Here is a 20,557-nt window from a genome sequence, read left to right as displayed (position 1 = left end):
ACATGACGACGTGGTTCGCCCTCCTGATCCGCCGCCGCTGGCTCGTCCTCGCCCTGGCAATCGCGGCGGCGGCTGGCGGCATCGCCAACCTCGAAGGCCTGCCGGTAGACGCAGTGCCCGACATTTCTCCGAAGCAGGTGATGATTCTTACGGTCTCGCCGGGCCTCGGACCGCTGGAAGTCGAGCGGCTCGTAAGCTTCCCGGTCGAGAACGCCATGGCCGGGGCGCCGAGCCTAACCGGCATCCGTTCGACTTCCCGGTACGGCGTGTCGGCGGTCTACGTGACGTTCGACGACGCCATGCCGATCACGGAGGCCCGCTCGCAGGTGTTCCAGCGTCTTGCCCAGGCGCGCACGATGATGCCGGCCGGCATCGGCGACCCACAGATGGGGCCGATGGCGACGGGGCTCGGCGAGGTCTACCAGTTCGAGTTGCGGGGGCCGGGCTACGCGCCGATGGCGTTGAAGCGCATCCTGCAATGGACGATCGCGCCGAAGCTGAAGCTGACGCCGGGCGTGGCCGACGTAAACATCTACGGCGGCCAGATGCCGACCTACGAAGCACAGGTCTCCTCGGATGCGCTGCGCCGCTACGGCGTGACCCTGGCCCAGGTCTACGACGCGCTCACCCGCAACAACGCCGCGCGCGGCGGCGCCTATATCGAGCACAACGATCAGCAGGAAGTCATCCGTGGCCTCGGCCTCGCCAAGGGCTCCGACGACATCGCCAACATTGTCGTCACGACCGGGCCGGGCGGCGTGCCAATCACCGTCGGGACACTAGGCGCGGTAGTCGAAGCGCCCAAAGTCAGGCTCGGCGCCGTAACACACGATGCAGCAGGAGAGACGGTCGTCGGCATTGCGCTGATGCAATACGGCGAGAACGCCGACGCGGTGGTCGCACGGGTGAAGCAGACGCTGGCCGAGATTGCCCCACAGCTGCCGCCGGGCGTCGAGATCAAACCGTACTACGACCGCAGTGCGCTCGTGGAGCGCACGATCCACACGGTGGCTCACAACCTCGTCGAGGGCGCCGTGCTCGTCGTCGTGGTGCTGCTGATCTTGCTCGGCAGCCTACGCGCGGGCTTGCTCGTGGCTGTGGCGATCCCGCTCTCGATGCTGATCGCGTTCGCCGGGATGCGGTGGCTGGGTATCTCGGGCAACCTCATGAGCCTGGGGGCCATCGACTTCGGCCTGATCGTCGACGGCGCTGTGGTGATGATCGACAACGTGCTGCGGGCCCGCGGCGAGAATCCAGGGCGACCGCCTCACGACGTCATCCGCGATGCGACGACGGAGGTGGCGCGCCCAATCCTGTTTGCGGTGGCAATCATCATCCTCGTCTACATCCCGATCCTGGCGCTCGAAGGCGTGGCTGGCAAGATGTTCCGACCGATGGCGCTGACGGTGATCCTAGCGCTCGCCGGCTCGCTGTTCCTGACGATGACGCTGATGCCGGCGCTCGCTGCGATCTTCCTGTCTGGGGCCGGGATTTCCGAGCGCGAGACCCGTATCGTCCATTGGGTGCGTGGCACCTACACCCCTGTCCTGCGACTGGCCGAGCGCCGGGCCGGCATAACGGTGCTAATCACGCTGGCGCTGTTCGGCGGCAGCTGTGTGCTGGCGACGCGCCTCGGCGGCGAGTTCCTGCCGAAGCTTTCCGAGGGCTCGATCGTCATCACCTCGGAGAAGCTGCCGGGCATCGACCTCACCGCCTCGCTCAAGGTCGTCCACCGCATCGAGACAGTGCTGAAGACCTTTCCGGAGGTGAAGAAGGTCGTCTCGCTCTCGGGAAGCGCCGAGATCCCGACCGACCCGATGGGGGTTGAATCCACCGACAGCTTCATCACGCTGACCGACCCCGCGACCTGGACGACGGCGCAGACGCAGGACGGGCTGGTCGCGGCCTTCGACAAGCGCCTTCAGGAGGAGGTGAAGGGCGTCGCCTATTCGTTCTCGCAGCCGATCGAGATGCGGATGCAGGACCTCTTGGAGGGCGTGCGCGGGGACGTGGCGATCAGCCTCTACGGCGACGACCTCAAGGTTCTGAAAGACAAGGCCGACGCCATCGTGCGCACCGTGTCCGGCATCGACGGGGCGGCCGACGTCAAGGCGGAGGCGCAGGCCGGGCAGCCAGCGCTCACCGTCCAAGTCGATCGCGCCAAGGCGGCCCGCTACGGCATCAACGTCTCCGACGTGCTCGACGTGGTCGAGGCGATCGGCGGGCGCACCAGCGGCATGGTCTACGGCGACGACAACTCGATCACCGACATCGTCGTGCGGCTGGCGGCCGGTGACCGCGGCGACCTCCAGCGCATCCGTGACCTGCCGGTGGGGGCCAGCGGCAAGATGATGGTGCCGCTCTCGATGGTCGCCTCGGTGGAGGTTGCCTCCGGGCCGGCCCAGATCAGCCGCGAACGGTTGCAGCGCCGCATCTCGGTGCAGGCCAACGTGCGCGGGCGCGACGTGCAGAGCTTCGTCGCCGCGGCCCAGGCCGCGGTGAAGGAGGAGGTGCCGTTGCCCCCGCGCTATTCCTTGGTCTGGAGTGGCCAGTACCAGAACCTGCAGGAGGCGACGGCCAAGCTTTCGGTCGTGGTGCCGGCGGCGATGGCTGCGATACTCGTGCTCCTCGTGGTGATGTTCTCCGACCTACGGCTGGCCGGCCTGATATTCCTCAACGTCCCGATCGCCGCCACCGGCGGCATTGTCGCCTTATCGCTGAGGGGGATGCCGTTCTCGATCTCGGCGGCGATCGGCTTCATCGCGACCTTCGGCATTGCCATCCTCAATGGGGTGGTGCTCACGAACACCATCCGCGAGATCGAGGCGAAGGGCGTCGATCCGCGAGAAGCCGCGACCCAGGCCGCCGAGATCCGCCTACGCCCGGTGTTGATGACCGCACTCGTGGCGACGCTGGGCTTCCTGCCTATGGCAATCTCCACTAGCGCTGGCGCCGAGGTACAGCGGCCGCTGGCCACTGTCGTCATCGGCGGACTGATCACTGCGACCTTGCTGACCCTGATCGTGCTGCCGACGATCTATCCATTCGTCGCAGGCCTGCACGTCTCCTTCGGTCGCAACCGGTCCGCTTCATCGCGGCAGCCAGGGGCCAGAGACGTCAAAGCGCAGCGGCGGGAGGACGTCGATGCGTGAGGCGCGCCGTGAACGCGTCCGCCGCGTCCGCCGCGTCGGGCTCCTCGCGACGTGGCTCGTAATCAGTCTGTCGACGCAGGCTGGTCAGGCGGCGGATTTTGACTGCGACGGCTTCCTACGGATGCACGGTTTGGTGCGCAATGCGGCCCGCGTGTGCGGCTTCAGCCGCTACAACGACGAGATCGTGGAGCGGGCTCGCTCTTGCTATGAGACGCTCGGCAGCAGGCAGGGTGCGCACGATATCTATGCCGGAGCTGAAGAATTCACGGCTCTCGTCACAAAGCGCGGTCAAGACGCGCTGTGCCCTGATCTTCTGAGACGATTTCCAATGGTCGTACAGCCGTAAGATGTTCCTCGCGGTCGATCTTGGGCACAAACGCCATGCGAGCAGCTGGTCCGTTTATGTCCGCTTTCCGGCAGCAACAATGTCGTCTCGTACGGCTGGGTTGGGTCGAAAGCGGAACGTCCGCATCTGCCTTCCATCTCCAGAGCCTCGGTTCGGGTGTCTCCTCGCCCTGTCGGCATGGGCCGGCAAGGAGACAGACGATGGGACACTCTGCACACGATCCGGCTACGAAAGGGCGACCGGCCTGGAACGCCGGCCGCAAGCTCGGCGCTAAGCGGGCCCTCAAACCTCAGCAGGTCTGGGCCATCCGCTTCTGGCTCGACCGCGAACGGCGCGTGCGCGACCGTGCGATGTTCGACCTCGCTATCGACAGTAAGCTGCGCGGCTGCGACATCGTCAAGCTCAAGATTGGCGACCTCGTCAGCGGGGGGCGCGTCCGTAGCCGGGCCATCATCATCCAGCGCAAGACCGGCCGACCAGTGCAGTTCGAATTGCTCGAACCCGCTCGTACCAGCATCCTGACATGGCTGGAGGCCCGGGGCGGAACGCTCGACGACTATGCCTTCCCAAGCAGGCTCGACGGCGTCATGCACATCAGCACCAGGCAGTATGCGCGGTTGGTCGATGAGTGGGTGACTGGCATCGGGCTGCGGAGCGAGGATTACGGGACCCACTCCCTTCGTCGCACAAAGGCGTCGTTGATCTACAAACGGACCGGCAACCTTCGTGCCGTCCAAATCCTGCTCGGCCATACCAAGATCGAGAGCACGGTCAGGTACCTCGGTGTCGACGTCGAAGATGCCTTGACCCTGGCCGAAGGCACGGAGATTTGAGCGTTCGGCCCCTCGGCTTCAGTGTCGAGGGGCTTTCAGAGCAGCCCGGCAGAAAAGCGCCCCTTTCCGCCGTTCAGTTGCAGCCGGCGGCAGCTCGGAAGCGGACATTTCGTCAGTGAAAGTTTTGGCTCTGCGTCACGTCAGGAGCCCACATTTGCCTATCGACGGGGTGACATTCGGCCAACGAGGGGAAGTCAGCGCTCCTGCCGCATCACGGAGTACCGGCTTACGGATCCCTGACCGCACATGTCACATTTACGCACCCGCTCTCGTCCCTGTGCGGAGGCGCGCGTTTCCTGATCCTGGTGAGCCGGATGACCGCGCGTCCCGATCAAGGGGCAATCATGAACACTTCAATGACCGGCCAAACCGATAAGGGAGATCGTCAACGAGCGCGTCCGGGCTCGGAGGAGTTGGTACCGTCACGATACGCGGTGCGCATCGGCGAGATCGACGTGCTGGTCGTCAGCGATGGGGTCTTGCCCCTTCCGACGGCCATGCTCGCTCACAATGCGGACCCAGCGCTTCGGGCGGAATGGCTGGACGACATGTTCCTGGCGCCGGACGCATTCGACTGGCCGCTGAATGCCGTTCTGGTGCGGAGCGGCGGGCAGACCATCCTCATCGATGCCGGGCTCGGGTTGGATCCGAACCTGGATCTGCCGCGAGCCGGCCAGCTGGTCAAACGTCTGGAAGCGGGCGGAATCAATCTGGCATCTGTGACCGACGTGGTGCTGACGCACATGCACATGGACCATATCGGCGGACTCCTCATCGACGGGGTCAAGGAACGGTTGCGGCCCGACCTGCGGATCCACGTGGCGGCCGCCGAAGTCGCGTTCTGGGAAGCACCCGATTTCTCCCGCACCTCCATGCCAATGGGCTTTCCGGAGGTGCTACGGTCCACGGCCAGACGGTTCTCGGAGGCGTATCGCAGCTATCTGCGAACCTTCGAGGAGTCGCATGAGGTCGCGCCGGGGGTGGTCATTCATCGCACCGGTGGCCACACCCCCGGGCACAGCGTGGTCCGCCTGGCATCCGGCGGAGAGCGCCTCACGTTCGCCGGCGACGCCATCTTCCCCGTCGGATTCGACCAACCCGACTGGCACAACGGTTTCGAGCACGACCCCGAGGAGGCGGCCCGCGTTCGGATCCGTCTTCTCCGGGAATTGGCCGGGACCAGAGAACAGCTGGTAGCGACGCACCTGCCGTTCCCGTCGGTCGGCAGGGTCGCGGTCGATGGCGACGTCTTCCGCTGGGTGCCGGTGTTCTGGGATTACTGACCGCGCACCACGCAAGGGCGAAGTCAGCGGTGACGCTGGAAAAGGTCCTCCAGCGTTGCCGGTGGGAAGGACGTCATCCCCCAGCTTGGCGCGGGGAGCGGCAGTCCCGCGATTCGCTCCGAAGGGACTTCCCGCACGTGATGCCGGAAGCGCCGCGGCGAACCGTTCGAGGATGACCGCCGTGCCTGGAGTGGCGAGACTACAAGGATGCCGGTCGACCCGGTCCGCCATCGATCACGCGTCGGCCGGTTCCGGTGCATGATCGAGCACGCCGCGAACCTTGCTCGCAAGCTGCTGCATGGAGAAGGGTTTCGGCAGGAAATGCGTGCCGGGATCGAGCACGCCGTTATGCACCACGGCGTTGCGCGTGAACCCTGTTGTGTAGAGCACCTTGAGTTCCGGACGCCGCCGGATCGCCTCTTCAGCGAGCCGACGACCGTTCATGTCAGGCATGACGATATCGGTGAACAACAGCGCGATATCGGGCTGGGCGTCCAAGACATGTAATGCGGCGGCACCGCTCTCGGCGTGGCGCACGCTGTAGCCGAGTTCGCGCAAGGCCTCGACACTGAGCAGGCGCAGAGCCTCCTCGTCCTCGACGACGAGGACGATCTCGCCTCGGTCGCCGAGGGGCGGAGCAGCCATGAGATGACCATCCCGAGAGGATCCGGCAGCTTCCCCCTCGCCATAAAAGCGCGGCAGGTAGAGCTTCACGCTCGTGCCCTGCCCAGGCTCCGAATAGATCCGTGCGTGTCCCTTCGATTGACGCACGAAACCGTAGACCTGCGACAAGCCCAACCCCGTTCCCTTGCCGACCGGCTTGGTGGTGAAGAACGGGTCGAACACCTTGGCCAGGACCTCCGGCGATATGCCGGTTCCGGAGTCGGTCACGGCCACCAGGACGTACTGACCGGGTGAGATCTCCACGCTCCTGGCATAGGCCTCATCGAGATGAGCGTTGGCCGTCTCGATAGTCAGGCGGGCGCTCCCGGCATCGGTATCCGGCATGGCGTCCCGCGCGTTGACCGCCAGGTTGAGAATGGCGTTCTCCAGTTGGCTCACGTCGGCATGGGTGCGCCACAGGCCGCCGGCAAGCACGGTCTCCAATCTGATGCCGCCACCGAGCGTGCGACGTAGGATCTCGGACATTCCCGACACGAGCTTGTTGGCATCGATGGGCTCCGGCGCGAGCGGCTGCTGGCGCGAGAAAGCCAGCAGGCGTTGGGTCAGCGAGGCCGCGCGGTTTGCACCATCCGTCGCGACATCGATGAAGCGCTCGATGTCGCTCTCGCCGCGTGCCATGCGCTTGCGGATCAGGTTCAGGCTGCCGATCACGATGGCGAGCATGTTGTTGAAGTCGTGCGCAATGCCGCCGGTGAGCTGGCCGACGGCCTCCATCTTCTGCAACTGCCGTAGTTGGGCCTCGGCCGTCTCACGGCTCTGCATCTCGCCGATGAGCGCGCGGTTCGCGTCGTTGAGTTCCTGCGTGCGTGCGGCGACACGGTTTTCCAGCGCCAGGTTGAGGTCGCGCAAGGCGAGCTCGGCGACCTCGCGCTCGCGTGTCCGTGCCTGCAACTGAAGCGCCGCCGTCGCAAGCGCTGCCCCGATCCGGTTCACCTCCAGGATGGGGGTCGCAATGGCCTCGACCGGGCTCCCTTGGCCTATCGCCTCTGCGCCTTCCCCGAGGCGACGCATCGCACGGTCCACCCGTCGGCCGACTCCCAACGCGATACCTACGACAGGCAGCCCGAGGACGAGCCCTAACCCGAAGAGGATCATGATCGAACGTTGCAGTGGCGCCTCGGCGAGCTGCCGGTCGACCACGACCGCCGCGGTCCAACCCGTCAGCTTCGACTTGCCATAGCCGACCAGGATATCCTGTCCGACCCTGTTACGGCCGTAATACCGTCCGGCGTCGTCGACCGTATGGGAGCGGAAATCCGCCGAGGTCAGCTTGCCGACGAAGTCCTCCTGCCGCTCGGTGCGGACTGCGACGATTCCGTTGCGATCCACCAATGACCCGATCCAACCGGACGGGAGATCCTCTCGGCGCGTCGTTGCCACGAGGTGACCGAGGTCGAGGCTCGCCGCGAGGAGATAGGTCAGCGTTTCGCCGATGCGGATAGGGGCGCCGACGATCTGGAAGAAGGGCTGCTTCGAGACCGAGGTCAGGAAGATGTTGCTGACCACCGCGACGCCCGTTCGCAAAACTTCTCCATCGATCTCCGCAAGGGCCAGGGGCGCAGGTGCGGCGGTTCCGAGCGGCGCTCGGGTCGTCAATGCGGCAGTCCCGTCGATACGCCGGAGGTTGATGTTGATCCCCTGCAGGCGGGTGATCTCCTGCATCTGGGCGTAGAAGGCCGGCAGGTCGTGAGCTGCGAGGCTCGGTGAGGTCGCGAGCGCCTGAAGTGTCGAGAGCACACCATGGATCTCGCGGTCGAACGCCACGGATAAGCCGTGGGCTCGGATCTGCACGTCCTGTTCGACCCGCGTGCGTTCGGACGCGGCGAAGCGCCAGAGCAGGACACCGACGAACAGCAAGGTTGGGACCAGCAGACCGACGAAGAGAGACAGGAACTGCCATCGGAGCGGACGGGGAGGCTTCAACCCTTCGTCTCTCGCCTAGCGAGCTGGCGGGTTCGGTCCCGCCTCGGCCTCTCGATGGAGGGCGTCATGATCGTCGTTCCTCGCGATGCTTCCTGCATGACGAGGGTCGAAGAGCGGACGTGACATGGCGGAACGGATTTTCCTGGCCGTAGGGGCGTCTGGCCTCCGCTCGGACCAATTTCATTGGAGCCGATGTCACACCAGATGGGACCGTTCTCGTCTTGTTTTCGAAAGTCCCCACCGGGACCGGACACAGGACGGAGCGTCACATGAAGATCGTCGTCATCGGCGGCACGGGGCTGATCGGCTCGCAGGTCGTCGCAATTCTGAAGGCCGCCGGCCATGACGCCCTTGCGGCCTCGCCGAACACCGGCGTCAACGCCGTCACGGGCGAGGGCCTCGCAGTAGCGTTGAAGGGGGCCGCCGTGGTGGTCGATGTCGCCAACTCGCCATCGTTCGCCGACGACGCGGCCATGGACTTCTTCGTCCGCGCCGGACGGAACCTCGCCGCGGCCGAGAAGGATGCCGGCGTGTCCCACCACGTCGCACTCTCGGTGGTCGGCACCGAGCTCCTGCTCGACAGCGGCTACTTCCGCGCCAAGCTCGCCCAGGAGGAGTTGATCGCCTCCGCGGGCGTACCCTGGACGCTTGTCCGTGCCACCCAGTTCTTCGAGTTCGTCGCCGCCATCGCGGGAGCCGCGCTCATCGACGGCGTCGCGCGCGTGACCTCCGCGTCGATTCAGCCGATCGCGTCGGCCGACGTTGCGGCGAAGGTCGCAGAGGCCGCGTTGGCGCCGCCCCTGAACGGCATGGTCGAGATCGCCGGGTTTGAGCGGCTGCCGATGGTCGAGCTGGTGAGGCGTCACTTCCAGGGCCTGGGCGAGACGCACGAGGTCCGCACGGACGACACCGCACCGTACTTCGGGGTGGTCCTTGAAGGCCCCTGGCTGACGCCAACAGGTAACGCGTGGCTCTCGCAGCGGCGATACGGCGACTGGCTGGCGGCACAGCCGAAGCGCACGGCCTGAGGCCTCCCGCCGATGGATCCTACCTACATCCCGGCGCTGTCCGCGCTGGCCGGGTCAGCCATCGGCGCGATGGCCTCCTTCGCGACCACTGGGTTGACGCAACACAGCCAGGAGCGCGCGACCCTCCTGGTGCAGGACCGAGTGCGACGGGAAGCGCTCTATGGCGAGTTCATCCGAGAGGCGTCGACCTTGTTCGGCGACGCCTCTCGGCACGACCTCGACGGCCCGGTCAAGCTGGTGAACCTCTATGCCATCGTGAACAAGATCCGGCTCTTCGGAGAGCCGGAGACGCTTAAGGAAGCCGAGCGCGTCATGCAGCGCATCGGCGAGACCTACTCGCCCCGAACAAGGATCTCGCCGCCTTCGCTGACATCCGCCACGCCAGCGATCTCGATCCGCTTTGCGCGTTCTCGACGGTCTGCCGTAGGGAGCTGGCAATCGCCCGCCGGTGAGGCTTATTGAGGCACCGGCGCTCCCGGCAATCCACCGAACGACACCGCCATTTTCTGGAGCTTGTCCGGGTTACGGGTGAAGTAGATGTCGACGATCATCCCGCCCTGGATATCCAGGGCGACGGTCTGGAGCATCCCGCCCGGCTCCAGGCTAAGGTAGCCCGGCAGGCCATCGATCCAGAGGTCCTGCAGCTTCCGGGCATGCTGGATCCACGATTTGCGTGCGACACCCTCGAACATGCGCGTAACCTTCTCGATTCCGATGATGGGCCGCGGGAAGGCGAGTACCTTTCCGCCCCCGTCGGAGTGCACCACAACGGCATTGGCGAGCATGCTGCGCAGCGCAGCGACATCGCCCGTCGTCGACGCTTCGAAGAAGGCCTTGGCGATACGCGCGCCCTCTTCCCGCTCGACGGGGAAGCGAGGGCGGGCGGATTGCACGTGTTTCCTGGCCCTCGCGGCGAGCTGACGAACCGCCTGTGGCTCACGCCGGAGGGTGACAGCGATTTCCGCGAGCGGGACCGCGAAGACGTCGTGCAGGAGGAACGCGGCCCGCTCAAGCGGCGAGAGCCTCTCCAAGGCGAGCATCAGCGTGAGCGTCAGGTCGTCGCCAGGGGCCTCGTCCGGGACCAGGGCAACAGGCTCGGGCAACCAGGTTCCGACATAGGTCTCACGCCGGACCCGGGCGGACTTCATGACGTCCAGGCAGAGCCTCGTGACCGTCCGTGAAAGGAAGGCGCCGGCCGAGGCGACCTCGGCATGGTCGACGTGTCGCCAGCGTAGCCATGCGTCCTGTACAACGTCCTCGGCCTCGCCGAGGGACCCGAGCATGCGGTAGGCGAGCCGGACGAGCCGCGCCCGCTCCTGCTCGAAGACGCGGGTCGGATCATCGATGGTCGGCATGGCGGAACGACCAGACGCTGAAGGCGACCGCGATAAGTGCAGGAAGCGTCACCGCGGGGAAGTCGCGGGACAGAACCTCCGGCCCGCAGATGCCCACCGCAACCTCCCAAAAGTGGAACAGCGCGTGGCCCGAGAGCCAAACAGCACCAAGCGTCCAGAGCAGCGAGCGCGGTCCGGGTCGGGCCGCGCCGTACACGAACCCCGCCCCGATGAACACGAAGATCAGGCCGATGTCTCGCAGGAAATGCTGATTGAAGGGCCCTGTCGTCGTTACGCCCGGTACCGCGAAATACCATGCCTCGGGCGCGACGAGCATGAACACGCCGTTCCCGGCCAGTCCTGCGCCGAGGATGCCGGCGAGTACCGGAATGACTTTTATCATCGAACTCACCCCTCGTGATTGGTTCACGTGAGTGACGATGCACTGCTGTCCGATGTGACATGGGACGCAAGTTTCCGCTGGGCACCTTTCATATCATCGGCTTTGCACAGTTCATGTCACCGAACACCGGCTGCCTGACCCAATGGTCGAGCGCCACTACGAAGCACTCGATCAAGCCATGACACGGGACCCACGGACAACCCAACCGTGACGACATCCATCGATGAACGACCGCTTTCGAGATGCCCAGGTGTGCGCATCAACGGCAACGTCGGGTCGAAAGTAGACCCAAGCGGCTGGTACCGAGCGTCGGATTCGGGCCGATCGTTACGATGTTCAGACCCGGCGCCGTTCAGGCGCCAATGCTCTCCAGCCAAGGACCCTTAGCGGAAATCAACCCGTGCCCGTCCTGGGCCAAACTCGACGATCGTAGGGGCCACTCGTCGATACAGGAAACCCGCCGGTCCTGGGACCAGCGGGTTCTCACGAATCCAGGGGTAAGAACCGCGCGGATCAAGCCGCCTTGCGCGCCTTCCCACGAGGCTTGGAGTTCGAGCCGGGCTGCCCCAGCCCGATCGCCTTGGCCAGCGCAGAACGCTGTTCGGCATAGCTGGGGGCGACCATCGGGTAGTCCGTGGGCAGGCCGTAGCGCTCGCGGTATTCCTGGGGGCTAAGCCCATTGGCGGTCAGGTGCCGCTTGAGCGTCTTGTACGTCTTCCCGTCAACGAAACTGATCAAACCGTCCTGCTGAACCGACTTGCGGATCTGGGCGGGGGATGGCCGTACAACTTCTGGCTGGGATTCGGCGGCACCGACAGCCGAACCTGAAGCAAGCGCGGCGATGGTGTCATGCATGGCCCGGATCAGACCGGGCAACTCAGCGACCGGCACGGAATTGTTCGAGATGTACGCGGCGACAACCTCACCCGCCATCCTCACGGAATCAACCTGAGGTCCGGTATCTTCTGGTATCATTTTACTACTGCTCAGTTGGAAGCTTAGGTGCGTGCGTGCACCGCCGCCACACAACTTAGATCAGCAGCTAAAGGCGGGATTCAACCCCCGTCCGCTTGGGATTCGAACGTGGTTAACAAGATCCTCGCGGCAGTGGCTGAGCACGGTACGGCGATCCGACATGTTAGGGGCTGTCATTCGGGCGCCCTCATCCCTTTCAGCAGCCGCTCCAGCATCTTGAACCAGACCTGTGCCTCAACCCGATTAGTATAGTCTCGGATTTCTAGCTGATGAGGCGGGCAAGTTCCTGGCTCCCAATCATCCTTTGACGGCAGCAGCCTGAGAACGACCTGATATTTCCCGTCGTCCAATTCGAAAATTTCTGCTGAGTTAGTGAGCAGTGGATCTCCGACTTCGATCCGTTTTATGGATTTCGCGGTCATCGTGGCCCTACCGTTCATTGAACCTATCGACATGTGGCTGCACGGCGAAGGTTCTATGTATATCGTGAGTAGCATATCGAACGAACGCTATAGCCACGTATTGGCAGATTATTACGAATTCAAACCGGCAGATAAGAACCGCCTAAGACTGATTGACGTAGATTTGATCAATCGCCCGGAAAAATGGCTCGCTTGCGTGGTTTGGCGCAGTGCATTCCAAGTTGGGTTGTGCAAAATCGATCGCGTCGGCGTCCAGCCGATAGCTCCCACGCCAGTGTCAACTCAGCCCCTCGATCCGCTGGCGTGGGTGCTCTCTTTGGGAGCGGAGCAACCTTCGAACCCCCGCCTCGATAAACGGACGCACACGTGACAGGATCGCCAACCAGTATCGACGAACCACTACCGGGACCGCGAACGTATTGTGTGTTCCGCATCGGCCATGACGGCACCGTGGGGAAAGCCGACATCCTGGATGCTGATACCGACGATGAGGCGAAGGCCATGGCGGCCATGCTGCCCAACGGTCATGGCATCGACCTGTGGGAGCGAGCCCGTTACCTCGCCAGCTACCCGCCCAAAAGCGCGCTGTATCCCGGCAGAGAGTGATTCCGGCTCGGTGCTCGTGACAGCCTGGATAGTTGGCGGGGTTTAGTTTCGCCTGACCGTCCGCTGCACGATATCTCGAAGCGTCTCGATATGGTCGGCATCCAACTCAAATTTGTCGATGAGCATTTGAATCGCGGCCTCCATCTGCCCCGCGTGATAGATGATTTCGAAGATCGGGTGTGAGGGAGGCGCCTGCCCCAGGTCGTCGAACAGACGTAACACCGGGTCTCTCTCTTCGTCTTTAAATGATATTTTCCACGTCAGATGGACGAGTTTGATCCAACTCACGCGTTCTCTACGGGCTTCCGTCTCGTTTGGTTCGTCTTGCTTGCCGGGCATTTTCCCTCATCGGCGCGATTGAGATAGATTGCGCACAATCAAACTCCTTCAGCCGATGCGATGCCGTGTGCTACCACACAGACCTATCCAAACCCGAGCTGATTCCCGAACGAAGAGAATTCGTATTACTTCCGAGTTGTTTCGGCAGATGCGATCCGTCAGCCAAGCTCTAGATGCAGGAACTGGTTGAAGTCGCTCGCTGTGTAGGACCCGAACGCCTCGCTATTTACGAAGCCTCGCCGCCGATACAGCCTGAGTGCCGGTTCGAACGCAGGCCCGCTCCCAGTCTCCAGGCTCAATCGGCGTATGCCACGGGCCGCTGCATGCTCGATGATGGTGTCGAGGATGGCTGAACCGGCCCCCATTTCGAGAAACTCGGGATGGGTCCGCATAGATTTCACCTCCGCGGTGCCATCCTCCGAGACCTTAAGCGCTCCAACACTCGCGATCCGATCTCCGCGCCATGCCGTCCACACGGTCACGCCCGGTTGTGTCAGACCCGAGAGATCGAGCGCGAACACGCTACCAGGCGGTGAAGACGCATGCATGCCCGCCAAATGGAACGCGAGGAGCGCCCGTGTCGGTGCACCTGAAAGGTCATCCTCTCTGATCTCGTACATGCTGCTGACCGTCCGTAACGTCGAATCGAGCGTGCAGGATGGCGCCCAAGGACACCACCGGCAAGATTCCTATTGAAACACAGGTGGCAGTCTGGAAGCCGCCTGAACCCGTGGATCACCGCGCGCGCCGACCAGACAACACGGCCCAGTGCCAAACAGTATCGCGACTGATTAATATACCGACTCCGCGACCGTTGTTAGCAGAAGCTCCATGCAATAATGGATAACATCAATGACCTCGATGATTGATGAACAGGACGGCAAGCGCATCACAACATACCGAGCTTGGAACACGATGAAGGCATGCTTAAACTACCGTTCTCAGAACGGCTAACTGCGTGGCATCACCTACAACCCGGAGTGGGAGGACCTCGAACAGTTCCTCGCCGACATGGGCGACAAGCCGTCGTTCCGTCACTCCCTCAGGCGCATCGATACGACCAAGCGCTACGAGAAGACGAACTGCCAGTGGCTGGAGATGCCGCATAAGGCCAGTGTCACCATCACCCTGAGCGACGATACTCGGACGCTGATTGAATGATCGGAGGCCACGGGGATTCCGTACATGCGGCTGTATCAGCGCGCCAACGCTGGCTGGCCTTCCGATCGCATCCTGACGGAGAAGCCCCAGCATCGGCGTCGCTGAGTGTGATCGGCCCAAGGGTGCGAGGTGATCCAAATCTGACATTCGGGTACCCAATCGCCCGGTCCGCAACGGGTGGGGACCTGCCCGTCTGCTTTCGGACGAGTGGATCGCAACTCCGTCGTCCGGCACATGTCACATCAGGCACCTGCCACTTCCCGACCCGTAATAAATCAGTGCCCGTGCGGGAACATGAATTGAGGCTTGAAAGATACCAAACGGTCTGTATGTATGTGCCTACCGATTCACCGGTGAGACCATGCCGAGCCAATCTGTCGCCTACGCAGCCCTGGCCGTCGCCATCGCGTGCGAGGTCGTGGGCACCACCTACCTGCAGAAGTCCGAGCAGTTCACCCGGCTCGTGCCGACGCTGGCGATGGTGGCGTTCTATGCCGGCGCGTTCTACCTAATGACGCACGCCCTCAAGGTTATGCCGCTTGGGATCACTTACGCCATCTGGAGCGGGGTCGGCGTCGTGCTGACCGCCGTGATCGGCGCCACGGTGTTCAAGCAATCGCTTGACGTGCCGGCCATGGTCGGAATCGCCATGATCGTCGGCGGTGTCGTGGTGATGCAGGTGTTCTCGACCTCGACGGGGCACTGACCATGGAGAACGCCTACCGCCGCAGGAAGCAGCCCGAACTCGTCCGGCGCACGCTGCTCGATTGTGCGGCTCGGCTCGCCATGGAGCAGGGGCTCGCCGCCGTGACCGTTCAGGCGGTCTGCGAGGCGGCGGCCGTCACTAGGGGAGCGATGTTCCACCATTTCGCGAGCAAGCAGGCGCTGATCGACGCCGTGGTCGCCGAGCTCTTGGAGAAGCTCGACGCCGACATCGAGGCGGCGATGGCGAGCGATCCGCAGCCGTACGGTCGATTCACCCGAGCCTACGTGACGGTCACCCTGGACGACCTGATGCTGAACCAGGGCAGCCAGTGGACGGCCCTCTACATCTCGTCCCTGACGGAACCGAGCCTGCGGCGGGTAACGGCGGAGTGGTTTGCCAAGTTCGTCCGGCGGCACCGCGAAACCGACGACCATCCGACGCTGGAGATCGTGCGGCTGGCCGCCGACGGGGTCTGGCTCGCCGGCCTCCTGCGCGACGATGGCGGCCCGATGCCGGACCTTCCCACCCTGCGCAAGCGTCTGGTGGCGATGACGCTTCCCGACTGAGCGGTCCTGCCGGACCGTCCTGCCCACCATCCCGGACCAAGGACCCGCCGCCCCATGCGAGAGCGTGAACGCAGACGCCTGCCCATCGTCCCGGTGATCGCGCCCTGCATCGTGATCCTGGCCCTGTTCGGCTGCAAGCCGAGCGCCACCGACCCGACGACGCCCGGGGCGGAGACGCCCCCCATGAACGTGTCGACCGTGACCGTGGCGGCGACCACCATGCCGCGCATGCTCGACCTGCCGGGACGTCTCGCCTCGACCCGCGTGGCCGAGGTCCGGGCGCAGGTCTCCGGCATCATCCAGCAGCGCACCTTCGAGGAGGGCAGCCTCGTGGGTAAGGGCGACGTGCTCTTCCAAATCGATCCGGCGATCTACAGGGCGGAGGTCGACGCCCGGACAGCCGCGGTCGCCAAGGCTGAGGCGACGCGGGTGCAGGCCCAGCGCCAGTCCGAGCGCACCGAGACCCTGGTCGAGCGGCAGGCCGCCAGCACCGCCCAGAACGACATCGCGGTCGCCACCCTGCGACAGGCCGAGGCCGACGTCGCCAGCGCGAAGGCACAACTCGCCCGCGCCCGGATCGACCTCGACTTCGCCACCGTGCGGGCTCCCATCGCGGGACGGATCGGGCGTGCACTGATCACCGAAGGGGCGCTGGTCGGAGGGACCGACGCGACGAAGCTCGCGGTCATCCAGCAGATCGACCCGATCTTCGCCGACTTCAACGCTTCCGCCTCGGACCCGGGCCGGCTCACAGAGCGCGCCGCCGGCAGGGAGGCGACGGAGGTGAGGCTGGTCCGGGCTGACGGTAGCTCGTACCCGGATGCGGGCCGCCTGCTATTCACGGATGTCGGCGTCGACCCGGGCACCGGGCAGGTCAGCCTGCGCGCGACCTTCCCGAATCCGAGGGCCGCCCTGCTGCCGGGGACCTACATCCGCGTGCGCGTCGCGCAGGGTATGAAGGCCGACGCCGTCATCGTCCCGGCACAGGCGATCCAACGCAGCAGCGCCGGCGAGGCCCAGGCCTACGTCGTCGAGGACGGGAAGACCGCCTTACGGCCACTGCGCACCGGCGCGCTCACCGATGCCGGCTGGATCGTCGAGGAGGGGCTCAAGGCCGGCGAGGCCGTCGTGGTCGAGGGCTTCCAGAAGATCCAGCCCGGCATGGCCGTCAATGCCGTCGCCTGGACCGGTGGCAGGACGGCCGCCGCCCCCGAACCCCGCTGATCGCGGTCGGCATCCTCGACGTCCCGACCCCGCTTGCGCAGGCGCATTCCCATGACCCGGTTCTTCATCGACCGTCCGATTTTTGCCTGGGCGATCTCGCTCTTCATCATGCTTGTGGGCGCGATCTCCATCGCCGCCCTGCCTATCTCGCAGTACCCGGACGTCGCCCCCGTCACGATCCAGGTCACCGCGACCTACCCGGGTGCCCCGCCGGAGCGGCTCTACGACGGCGTCACCCGCATCATCGAGGAGGAGCTCAACGGCATCCCGGGGCTGATGTACTTCGAGAGCGCCAGCGACACGTCCGGCACAGCGCAGATCATGGCCTCGTTCGCGCCGGGCTCGGACGCCTCCAAGGCCACGGTCGCGGTCCAGAACAGGATCAAGCGCATCGAGGCGCGGCTGCCGCGCGCCGTGACCCAGCAGGGCGTCATCGTCGAGGAGGCGAGCACGAGCTTCCTCCAGTTCGTGGCCTTGAGCTCGCGAGACGGCAAGATGAGCGACACCGACCTCGGCGACCTCGCCGCGCGCCGGGTGGTGGGCGAGCTGCGCCGGGTACCCGGCGTCGGGCGCGCGACCCTGTTCTCGTCCGAGAAGGCCCTGCGGATCTGGATCGACCCGGTCAAGCTCGTCGGCCTCAACATGACGCCCGGCGACGTCACTACGGCGGTCGGCGCCCAGAATGCGCAGATCGCCTCCGGCATCGTCGGGGCGCAGCCGGCCAGGGAAGGCAAGCGCATCGCCGCGAACGTGCTGGTGAAGGGACAGCTGACCACGCCGCGCGAGTTCGGTGAGATCGTTCTTCGCGCCAACATGGACGGATCGCTGGTGCGCCTGCGCGACGTCGCCGAGGTCGAGCTCGCCGGGCAGTCTTACACCATGCAGACGCGCCTCGACGGACGCCCGGCCGCCGGCATCGGTATCCAGTTGGCGCCCGGCGGCAACGCGTTGGCGACGGCGACCGGCGTGAAGGCCAAGATTGCTCAGCTCGGCAAAACTCTGCCGCCGAACGTCGCCATCACGGTGCCCTACGACACCACGCCATTCGTCGAGGTCTCGATCCGGAAGGTGCTGATGACGCTCGCCGAGGCGATGGCGCTCGTTTTTGCGGTGATGTTCCTGTTCCTCCAGAACGTCCGCTACACCCTGATCCCGACCATCGTGGTGCCGGTGGCCCTGCTCGGCACCTGCGGCGCGCTGCTGCTCGCGGGCTTCTCGATCAACGTGCTGACCATGTTCGGCATGGTGCTGGCCATCGGCATCCTCGTCGACGACGCCATCGTCGTGGTCGAGAACGTCGAGCGCATCATGAACGAGGAGGGACTGGCCCCGCGGGCAGCGACCGCCAAGGCCATGGGCCAGATCACCGGCGCCATCGTCGGCATCACCCTGGTGCTGATCGCGGTGTTTGTGCCGATGGCGTTCTTCCCCGGCTCGGTCGGGGTGATCTACCGCCAGTTCGCGGTCAGCATGGCGACCTCCATCGCCTTCTCCGCCTTCCTGGCGCTGTCCCTGACCCCGGCGCTCTGCGCCACCCTGCTCAAGCCGGTCGAGGCCGGCCATGCCCATGGCAAAGGCGGTGTCTTCGGCTGGTTCAACCGCCGCTTCGCCTCGGGGACGCACGCCTACCGTTCCGGCGTGGCAGGCATACTGCGCCGCCCGATGCGCGCGCTCCTCGTCTACGCCGTGCTCGTCGCCGCGCTCGGCTGGGGCTACGTGCGGATGCCGTCGAGCTTCCTCCCCGTCGAGGACCAGGGATACGTCATCGTCGACGCGCAGACGCCGCCGGAATCCTCCGCCGAACGAACCCTCGACGTGGCCAAGCGGATCGAGGAGCACTTCGCCCGCGAGCCCGGCGTCGACAACCAGATCCTGCTGCTCGGCTTCGGCTTCTCCGGCCAGGGCCAGAACGCGGCGCTCACCTTCGTCGGATTGAAGCCGTGGCAGGAACGCGGCCCGAACGACGGCGCCGAGGCCATCACCGCCCGTGCCAATGCGGTGCTCGGCGCCTTGCCCGACGCCATCGCCATGTCGCTCGCCCCGCCGGCCATCGACTCCCTCGGCAATTCCAGCGGCTTCAGCTTCCGCCTTCAGGACAAGGGGCAGCAGGGCTACCTCGCGCTTGCCGCCGCTCGCGACCAACTGCTGGCTGCCGCTTCGAAGAGCCCGGTCCTGAAGGGCGTCTACGTCGAGGGCCTGCCGACGGCGCCCCAGGTCGAACTGATCCTCGACCGCGAGAAGGCGAACGCGCTCGGCGTCACCTTCGCCGACATCAACGAGACGCTCTCGACCAGCCTCGGCTCGGCCTACGTCAACGATTTCCCGAACCAGGCCCGCATGCAGCGGGTCATCGTCCAGGCCGAGGCCGGCCGCCGGATGAAGGCGGAGGACCTGCTCGAACTCAACGTACGCAACGCCAAGGGTCAGATGGTGCCGCTGCAATCGTTCGCGCGGATCGAATGGACGATGGGGCCGTCGCAGGTGGTCGGCTTCAATGGCTACCCCAGCATCAAGTTCGGCGGCAGCGCGGCGCCGGGCTACGCCAGCGGCGATGCAATGGCCGAGATGGAGCGGCTCGGGGCGAAGCTGCCGCCCGGGTTCGACCACGCCTGGACCGGACAGTCCCTGCAGGAGAAGCTCTCGGGGAGCCAAGCGATCTACCTGCTCGCCCTGTCTCTGTTCTGCGTCTTCCTCTGCCTCGCGGCACTCTACGAGAGCTGGTCGATCCCGTTGGCCGTGCTGCTGGTGGTGCCGACCGGCGTCGTCGGGGCCGTCTTCGCCATGCTGCTGCGGGACATGCCCAACGACGTCTACTTCAAGGTCGGCCTGATCACGGTGATCGGCCTGACCGCGAAGAACGCCATCCTCATCATCGAGGTGGCCAAGGATCTCGTGGCCCAGGGCCGCTCGGTCCACGACGCGGCGCTGGAGGCGTGCGAGCTGCGCTTCAGGCCCATCGTGATGACCTCGTTCGCCTTCATCCTCGGCGTCGTACCGCTCGCCGTCGCCACCGGTGCGAGCATGAACAGCCAGCGGGCCATCGGCACCGGCGTACTCGGCGGAATGGTCACGGCGACGGTGCTGGCGGTGTTCGTCACGCCGCTGTTTTACGTACTGATCGCCTCGACCTTTCGCGGGAGGTCAAAAGCCACGTTTTCGCGTGCGGATGGTGAAACGACGAGCTTTCCGTCGGACACCAATATGACGAGCGGTGTTCGATGAAGGTTGGCGGATTGCTGGAGCCTTGCTTCCCGGCAATCGACGAACTCCATCTTTCTTGCGCTCCACGCAACCCGACCACGAACCAACACGCACCGCGCAACGAACGACCGCTTTCCGGTTGGTTCCGGCGAGGGAGCAGTGACCGGGTTGGGTCGGGTGGAGCCTGTCCGCTTTTCCGGCCGACCTTCTCCGAAGCAGACAGGCGGCTTTCGGCCAGGCTACGTCACGCCAGATCGCCTGAGCGAGCAAAACCGGACGTTCGGCTGTGCGCCCATTGCTGTCGTACGGCGTCACTCCGCGGCATCCCGTAAGCAGACGGCGTGTAATTACCCACCCCCGTAATCTCGGGG

19 protein-coding genes are annotated in these 20,557 nt (G+C 65.0%); 13 read left to right on the top strand and 6 right to left on the bottom strand.

From position 1 onward, the window contains the following. Nucleotides 1–2: 2 nt before the first annotated feature. From FV233_RS07540 to FV233_RS07525, 4 genes are all read left to right on the top strand, one after another. Nucleotides 3–3,152 carry a CusA/CzcA family heavy metal efflux RND transporter gene (locus FV233_RS07540; RefSeq protein ID WP_147897100.1) on the top strand — a complete coding sequence of 1,050 codons (3,150 nt, stop codon included), beginning with the start codon at nucleotides 3–5 and terminating at the stop codon, nucleotides 3,150–3,152. Then, the gene (locus FV233_RS07535; protein WP_147897099.1) at nucleotides 3,145–3,498 is read left to right on the top strand and encodes a hypothetical protein; all 354 of its coding nucleotides are present in this window, start codon (nucleotides 3,145–3,147) and stop codon (nucleotides 3,496–3,498) included. Before FV233_RS07540 ends, FV233_RS07535 begins: the two co-directional genes overlap by 8 nt. A 200-nt stretch (nucleotides 3,499–3,698) precedes the next feature. Continuing rightward, nucleotides 3,699–4,331, top strand: a complete 633-nt coding sequence (locus tag FV233_RS07530) for a tyrosine-type recombinase/integrase (RefSeq protein WP_147897098.1) — start codon at nucleotides 3,699–3,701, stop codon at nucleotides 4,329–4,331. 356 nt (nucleotides 4,332–4,687) lie between these two features. Continuing rightward, complete coding sequence (locus FV233_RS07525; RefSeq protein ID WP_147897125.1) at nucleotides 4,688–5,614, top strand: MBL fold metallo-hydrolase; 927 nt, start codon at nucleotides 4,688–4,690, stop codon at nucleotides 5,612–5,614. 234 nt (nucleotides 5,615–5,848) lie between these two features. Here the strand turns inward: FV233_RS07525 and FV233_RS07520 are convergent, their stop codons facing one another. Next, the gene (locus tag FV233_RS07520; RefSeq protein WP_246689934.1) at nucleotides 5,849–8,155 is read right to left on the bottom strand and encodes an ATP-binding protein; all 2,307 of its coding nucleotides are present in this window, start codon (nucleotides 8,153–8,155) and stop codon (nucleotides 5,849–5,851) included. A 335-nt stretch (nucleotides 8,156–8,490) separates the two neighbouring features. Here FV233_RS07520 and FV233_RS07515 point away from each other — a divergent pair, with 335 nt between their 5' ends. Together FV233_RS07515 and FV233_RS07510 are read left to right on the top strand one after the other, a co-directional pair. Next, the gene (locus FV233_RS07515; RefSeq protein WP_147897097.1) at nucleotides 8,491–9,249 is read left to right on the top strand and encodes an SDR family oxidoreductase; all 759 of its coding nucleotides are present in this window, start codon (nucleotides 8,491–8,493) and stop codon (nucleotides 9,247–9,249) included. 12 nt (nucleotides 9,250–9,261) lie between these two features. Then, complete coding sequence (locus FV233_RS07510; protein WP_246689933.1) at nucleotides 9,262–9,711, top strand: hypothetical protein; 450 nt, start codon at nucleotides 9,262–9,264, stop codon at nucleotides 9,709–9,711. Here the strand turns inward: FV233_RS07510 and FV233_RS07505 are convergent. From FV233_RS07505 to FV233_RS07495, 3 genes are all read right to left on the bottom strand, one after another. Next, on the bottom strand, nucleotides 9,705–10,604 hold the full coding sequence (locus FV233_RS07505) for a sigma-70 family RNA polymerase sigma factor (RefSeq protein WP_147897096.1): 900 nt from the start codon (nucleotides 10,602–10,604) through the stop codon (nucleotides 9,705–9,707). The two genes, FV233_RS07510 and FV233_RS07505, sit on opposite strands and share 7 nt — an antisense overlap. Beyond that, nucleotides 10,588–11,013: a hypothetical protein gene (locus FV233_RS07500; RefSeq protein ID WP_246689932.1), complete on the bottom strand. Its 426-nt coding sequence runs from the start codon at nucleotides 11,011–11,013 to the stop codon at nucleotides 10,588–10,590. Before FV233_RS07500 ends, FV233_RS07505 begins: the two co-directional genes overlap by 17 nt. A 486-nt stretch (nucleotides 11,014–11,499) precedes the next feature. After that, the gene (locus FV233_RS07495) at nucleotides 11,500–11,919 is read right to left on the bottom strand and encodes a MucR family transcriptional regulator (RefSeq protein ID WP_281407994.1); all 420 of its coding nucleotides are present in this window, start codon (nucleotides 11,917–11,919) and stop codon (nucleotides 11,500–11,502) included. A gap of 447 nt (nucleotides 11,920–12,366) precedes the next feature. Here FV233_RS07495 and FV233_RS07490 point away from each other — a divergent pair, with 447 nt between their 5' ends. After that, entirely contained in the window at nucleotides 12,367–12,753 is a 387-nt protein-coding gene (locus tag FV233_RS07490; protein ID WP_147897094.1) for a hypothetical protein, read from the top strand. A gap of 53 nt (nucleotides 12,754–12,806) precedes the next feature. Further along, nucleotides 12,807–12,989 carry a hypothetical protein gene (locus FV233_RS07485; protein ID WP_147897093.1) on the top strand — a complete coding sequence of 61 codons (183 nt, stop codon included), beginning with the start codon at nucleotides 12,807–12,809 and terminating at the stop codon, nucleotides 12,987–12,989. Nucleotides 12,990–13,031: 42 nt separating this feature from the next. On the opposite strand, the gene FV233_RS07480 is transcribed toward FV233_RS07485, so the two are convergent. After that, a complete protein-coding gene (locus tag FV233_RS07480) occupies nucleotides 13,032–13,328 on the bottom strand; it encodes a hypothetical protein (protein WP_147897092.1) in 297 nt (98 codons plus the stop codon). Between the two features lie 158 nt (nucleotides 13,329–13,486). Next, nucleotides 13,487–13,948 (bottom strand): GNAT family N-acetyltransferase, encoded by a 462-nt coding sequence (locus FV233_RS07475; RefSeq protein ID WP_147897091.1) that lies wholly within the window; start codon nucleotides 13,946–13,948, stop codon nucleotides 13,487–13,489. 391 nt (nucleotides 13,949–14,339) lie between these two features. Between FV233_RS07475 and FV233_RS30200 the strand changes: the two genes are divergently transcribed. The 5 genes from FV233_RS30200 (at nucleotide 14,340) to FV233_RS07455 (ending at nucleotide 20,207) form a co-directional block, all read left to right on the top strand. Next, on the top strand, nucleotides 14,340–14,489 hold the full coding sequence (locus FV233_RS30200; RefSeq protein WP_187278070.1) for a hypothetical protein: 150 nt from the start codon (nucleotides 14,340–14,342) through the stop codon (nucleotides 14,487–14,489). Between the two features lie 361 nt (nucleotides 14,490–14,850). After that, the gene (locus FV233_RS07470; RefSeq protein ID WP_147897090.1) at nucleotides 14,851–15,195 is read left to right on the top strand and encodes a multidrug efflux SMR transporter; all 345 of its coding nucleotides are present in this window, start codon (nucleotides 14,851–14,853) and stop codon (nucleotides 15,193–15,195) included. Between the two features lie 2 nt (nucleotides 15,196–15,197). Then, nucleotides 15,198–15,761 (top strand): TetR/AcrR family transcriptional regulator, encoded by a 564-nt coding sequence (locus tag FV233_RS07465; protein WP_147897089.1) that lies wholly within the window; start codon nucleotides 15,198–15,200, stop codon nucleotides 15,759–15,761. Nucleotides 15,762–15,815: 54 nt separating this feature from the next. Next, nucleotides 15,816–16,985 carry an efflux RND transporter periplasmic adaptor subunit gene (locus tag FV233_RS07460; protein ID WP_147897088.1) on the top strand — a complete coding sequence of 390 codons (1,170 nt, stop codon included), beginning with the start codon at nucleotides 15,816–15,818 and terminating at the stop codon, nucleotides 16,983–16,985. 51 nt (nucleotides 16,986–17,036) lie between these two features. Then, nucleotides 17,037–20,207 carry an efflux RND transporter permease subunit gene (locus FV233_RS07455; RefSeq protein ID WP_147897087.1) on the top strand — a complete coding sequence of 1,057 codons (3,171 nt, stop codon included), beginning with the start codon at nucleotides 17,037–17,039 and terminating at the stop codon, nucleotides 20,205–20,207. The last annotated feature ends 350 nt before the right edge of the window (nucleotides 20,208–20,557 follow it).

The organism is Methylobacterium sp. WL7 (assembly GCF_008040085.1).
GTDB classification, from domain to species: Bacteria; Pseudomonadota; Alphaproteobacteria; order Rhizobiales; family Beijerinckiaceae; genus Methylobacterium; species Methylobacterium mesophilicum.
This window is presented reverse-complemented; position numbering and strand designations above follow the sequence as displayed.

Excerpts from the sequence above, each read along its gene's own strand:
- FV233_RS07540 (WP_147897100.1), top strand. The coding sequence starts at position 3 with ATGACGACGTGGTTCGCCCTCCTGATCCGCCGCCGCTGGCTCGTCCTC.
- FV233_RS07535 (WP_147897099.1), top strand. The coding sequence starts at position 3,145 with ATGCGTGAGGCGCGCCGTGAACGCGTCCGCCGCGTCCGCCGCGTCGGG.
- FV233_RS07530 (WP_147897098.1), top strand. The coding sequence starts at position 3,699 with ATGGGACACTCTGCACACGATCCGGCTACGAAAGGGCGACCGGCCTGG.
- FV233_RS07525 (WP_147897125.1), top strand. The coding sequence starts at position 4,688 with ATGACCGGCCAAACCGATAAGGGAGATCGTCAACGAGCGCGTCCGGGC.
- FV233_RS07515 (WP_147897097.1), top strand. The coding sequence starts at position 8,491 with ATGAAGATCGTCGTCATCGGCGGCACGGGGCTGATCGGCTCGCAGGTC.
- FV233_RS07510 (WP_246689933.1), top strand. The coding sequence starts at position 9,262 with ATGGATCCTACCTACATCCCGGCGCTGTCCGCGCTGGCCGGGTCAGCC.
- FV233_RS07505 (WP_147897096.1), bottom strand. The coding sequence starts at position 10,604 with ATGCCGACCATCGATGATCCGACCCGCGTCTTCGAGCAGGAGCGGGCG.
- FV233_RS07495 (WP_281407994.1), bottom strand. The coding sequence starts at position 11,919 with ATGGCGGGTGAGGTTGTCGCCGCGTACATCTCGAACAATTCCGTGCCG.
- FV233_RS07490 (WP_147897094.1), top strand. The coding sequence starts at position 12,367 with ATGGATTTCGCGGTCATCGTGGCCCTACCGTTCATTGAACCTATCGAC.
- FV233_RS07480 (WP_147897092.1), bottom strand. The coding sequence starts at position 13,328 with ATGCCCGGCAAGCAAGACGAACCAAACGAGACGGAAGCCCGTAGAGAA.
- FV233_RS07475 (WP_147897091.1), bottom strand. The coding sequence starts at position 13,948 with ATGTACGAGATCAGAGAGGATGACCTTTCAGGTGCACCGACACGGGCG.
- FV233_RS30200 (WP_187278070.1), top strand. The coding sequence starts at position 14,340 with ATGGGCGACAAGCCGTCGTTCCGTCACTCCCTCAGGCGCATCGATACG.
- FV233_RS07470 (WP_147897090.1), top strand. The coding sequence starts at position 14,851 with ATGCCGAGCCAATCTGTCGCCTACGCAGCCCTGGCCGTCGCCATCGCG.
- FV233_RS07465 (WP_147897089.1), top strand. The coding sequence starts at position 15,198 with ATGGAGAACGCCTACCGCCGCAGGAAGCAGCCCGAACTCGTCCGGCGC.
- FV233_RS07460 (WP_147897088.1), top strand. The coding sequence starts at position 15,816 with ATGCGAGAGCGTGAACGCAGACGCCTGCCCATCGTCCCGGTGATCGCG.
- FV233_RS07455 (WP_147897087.1), top strand. The coding sequence starts at position 17,037 with ATGACCCGGTTCTTCATCGACCGTCCGATTTTTGCCTGGGCGATCTCG.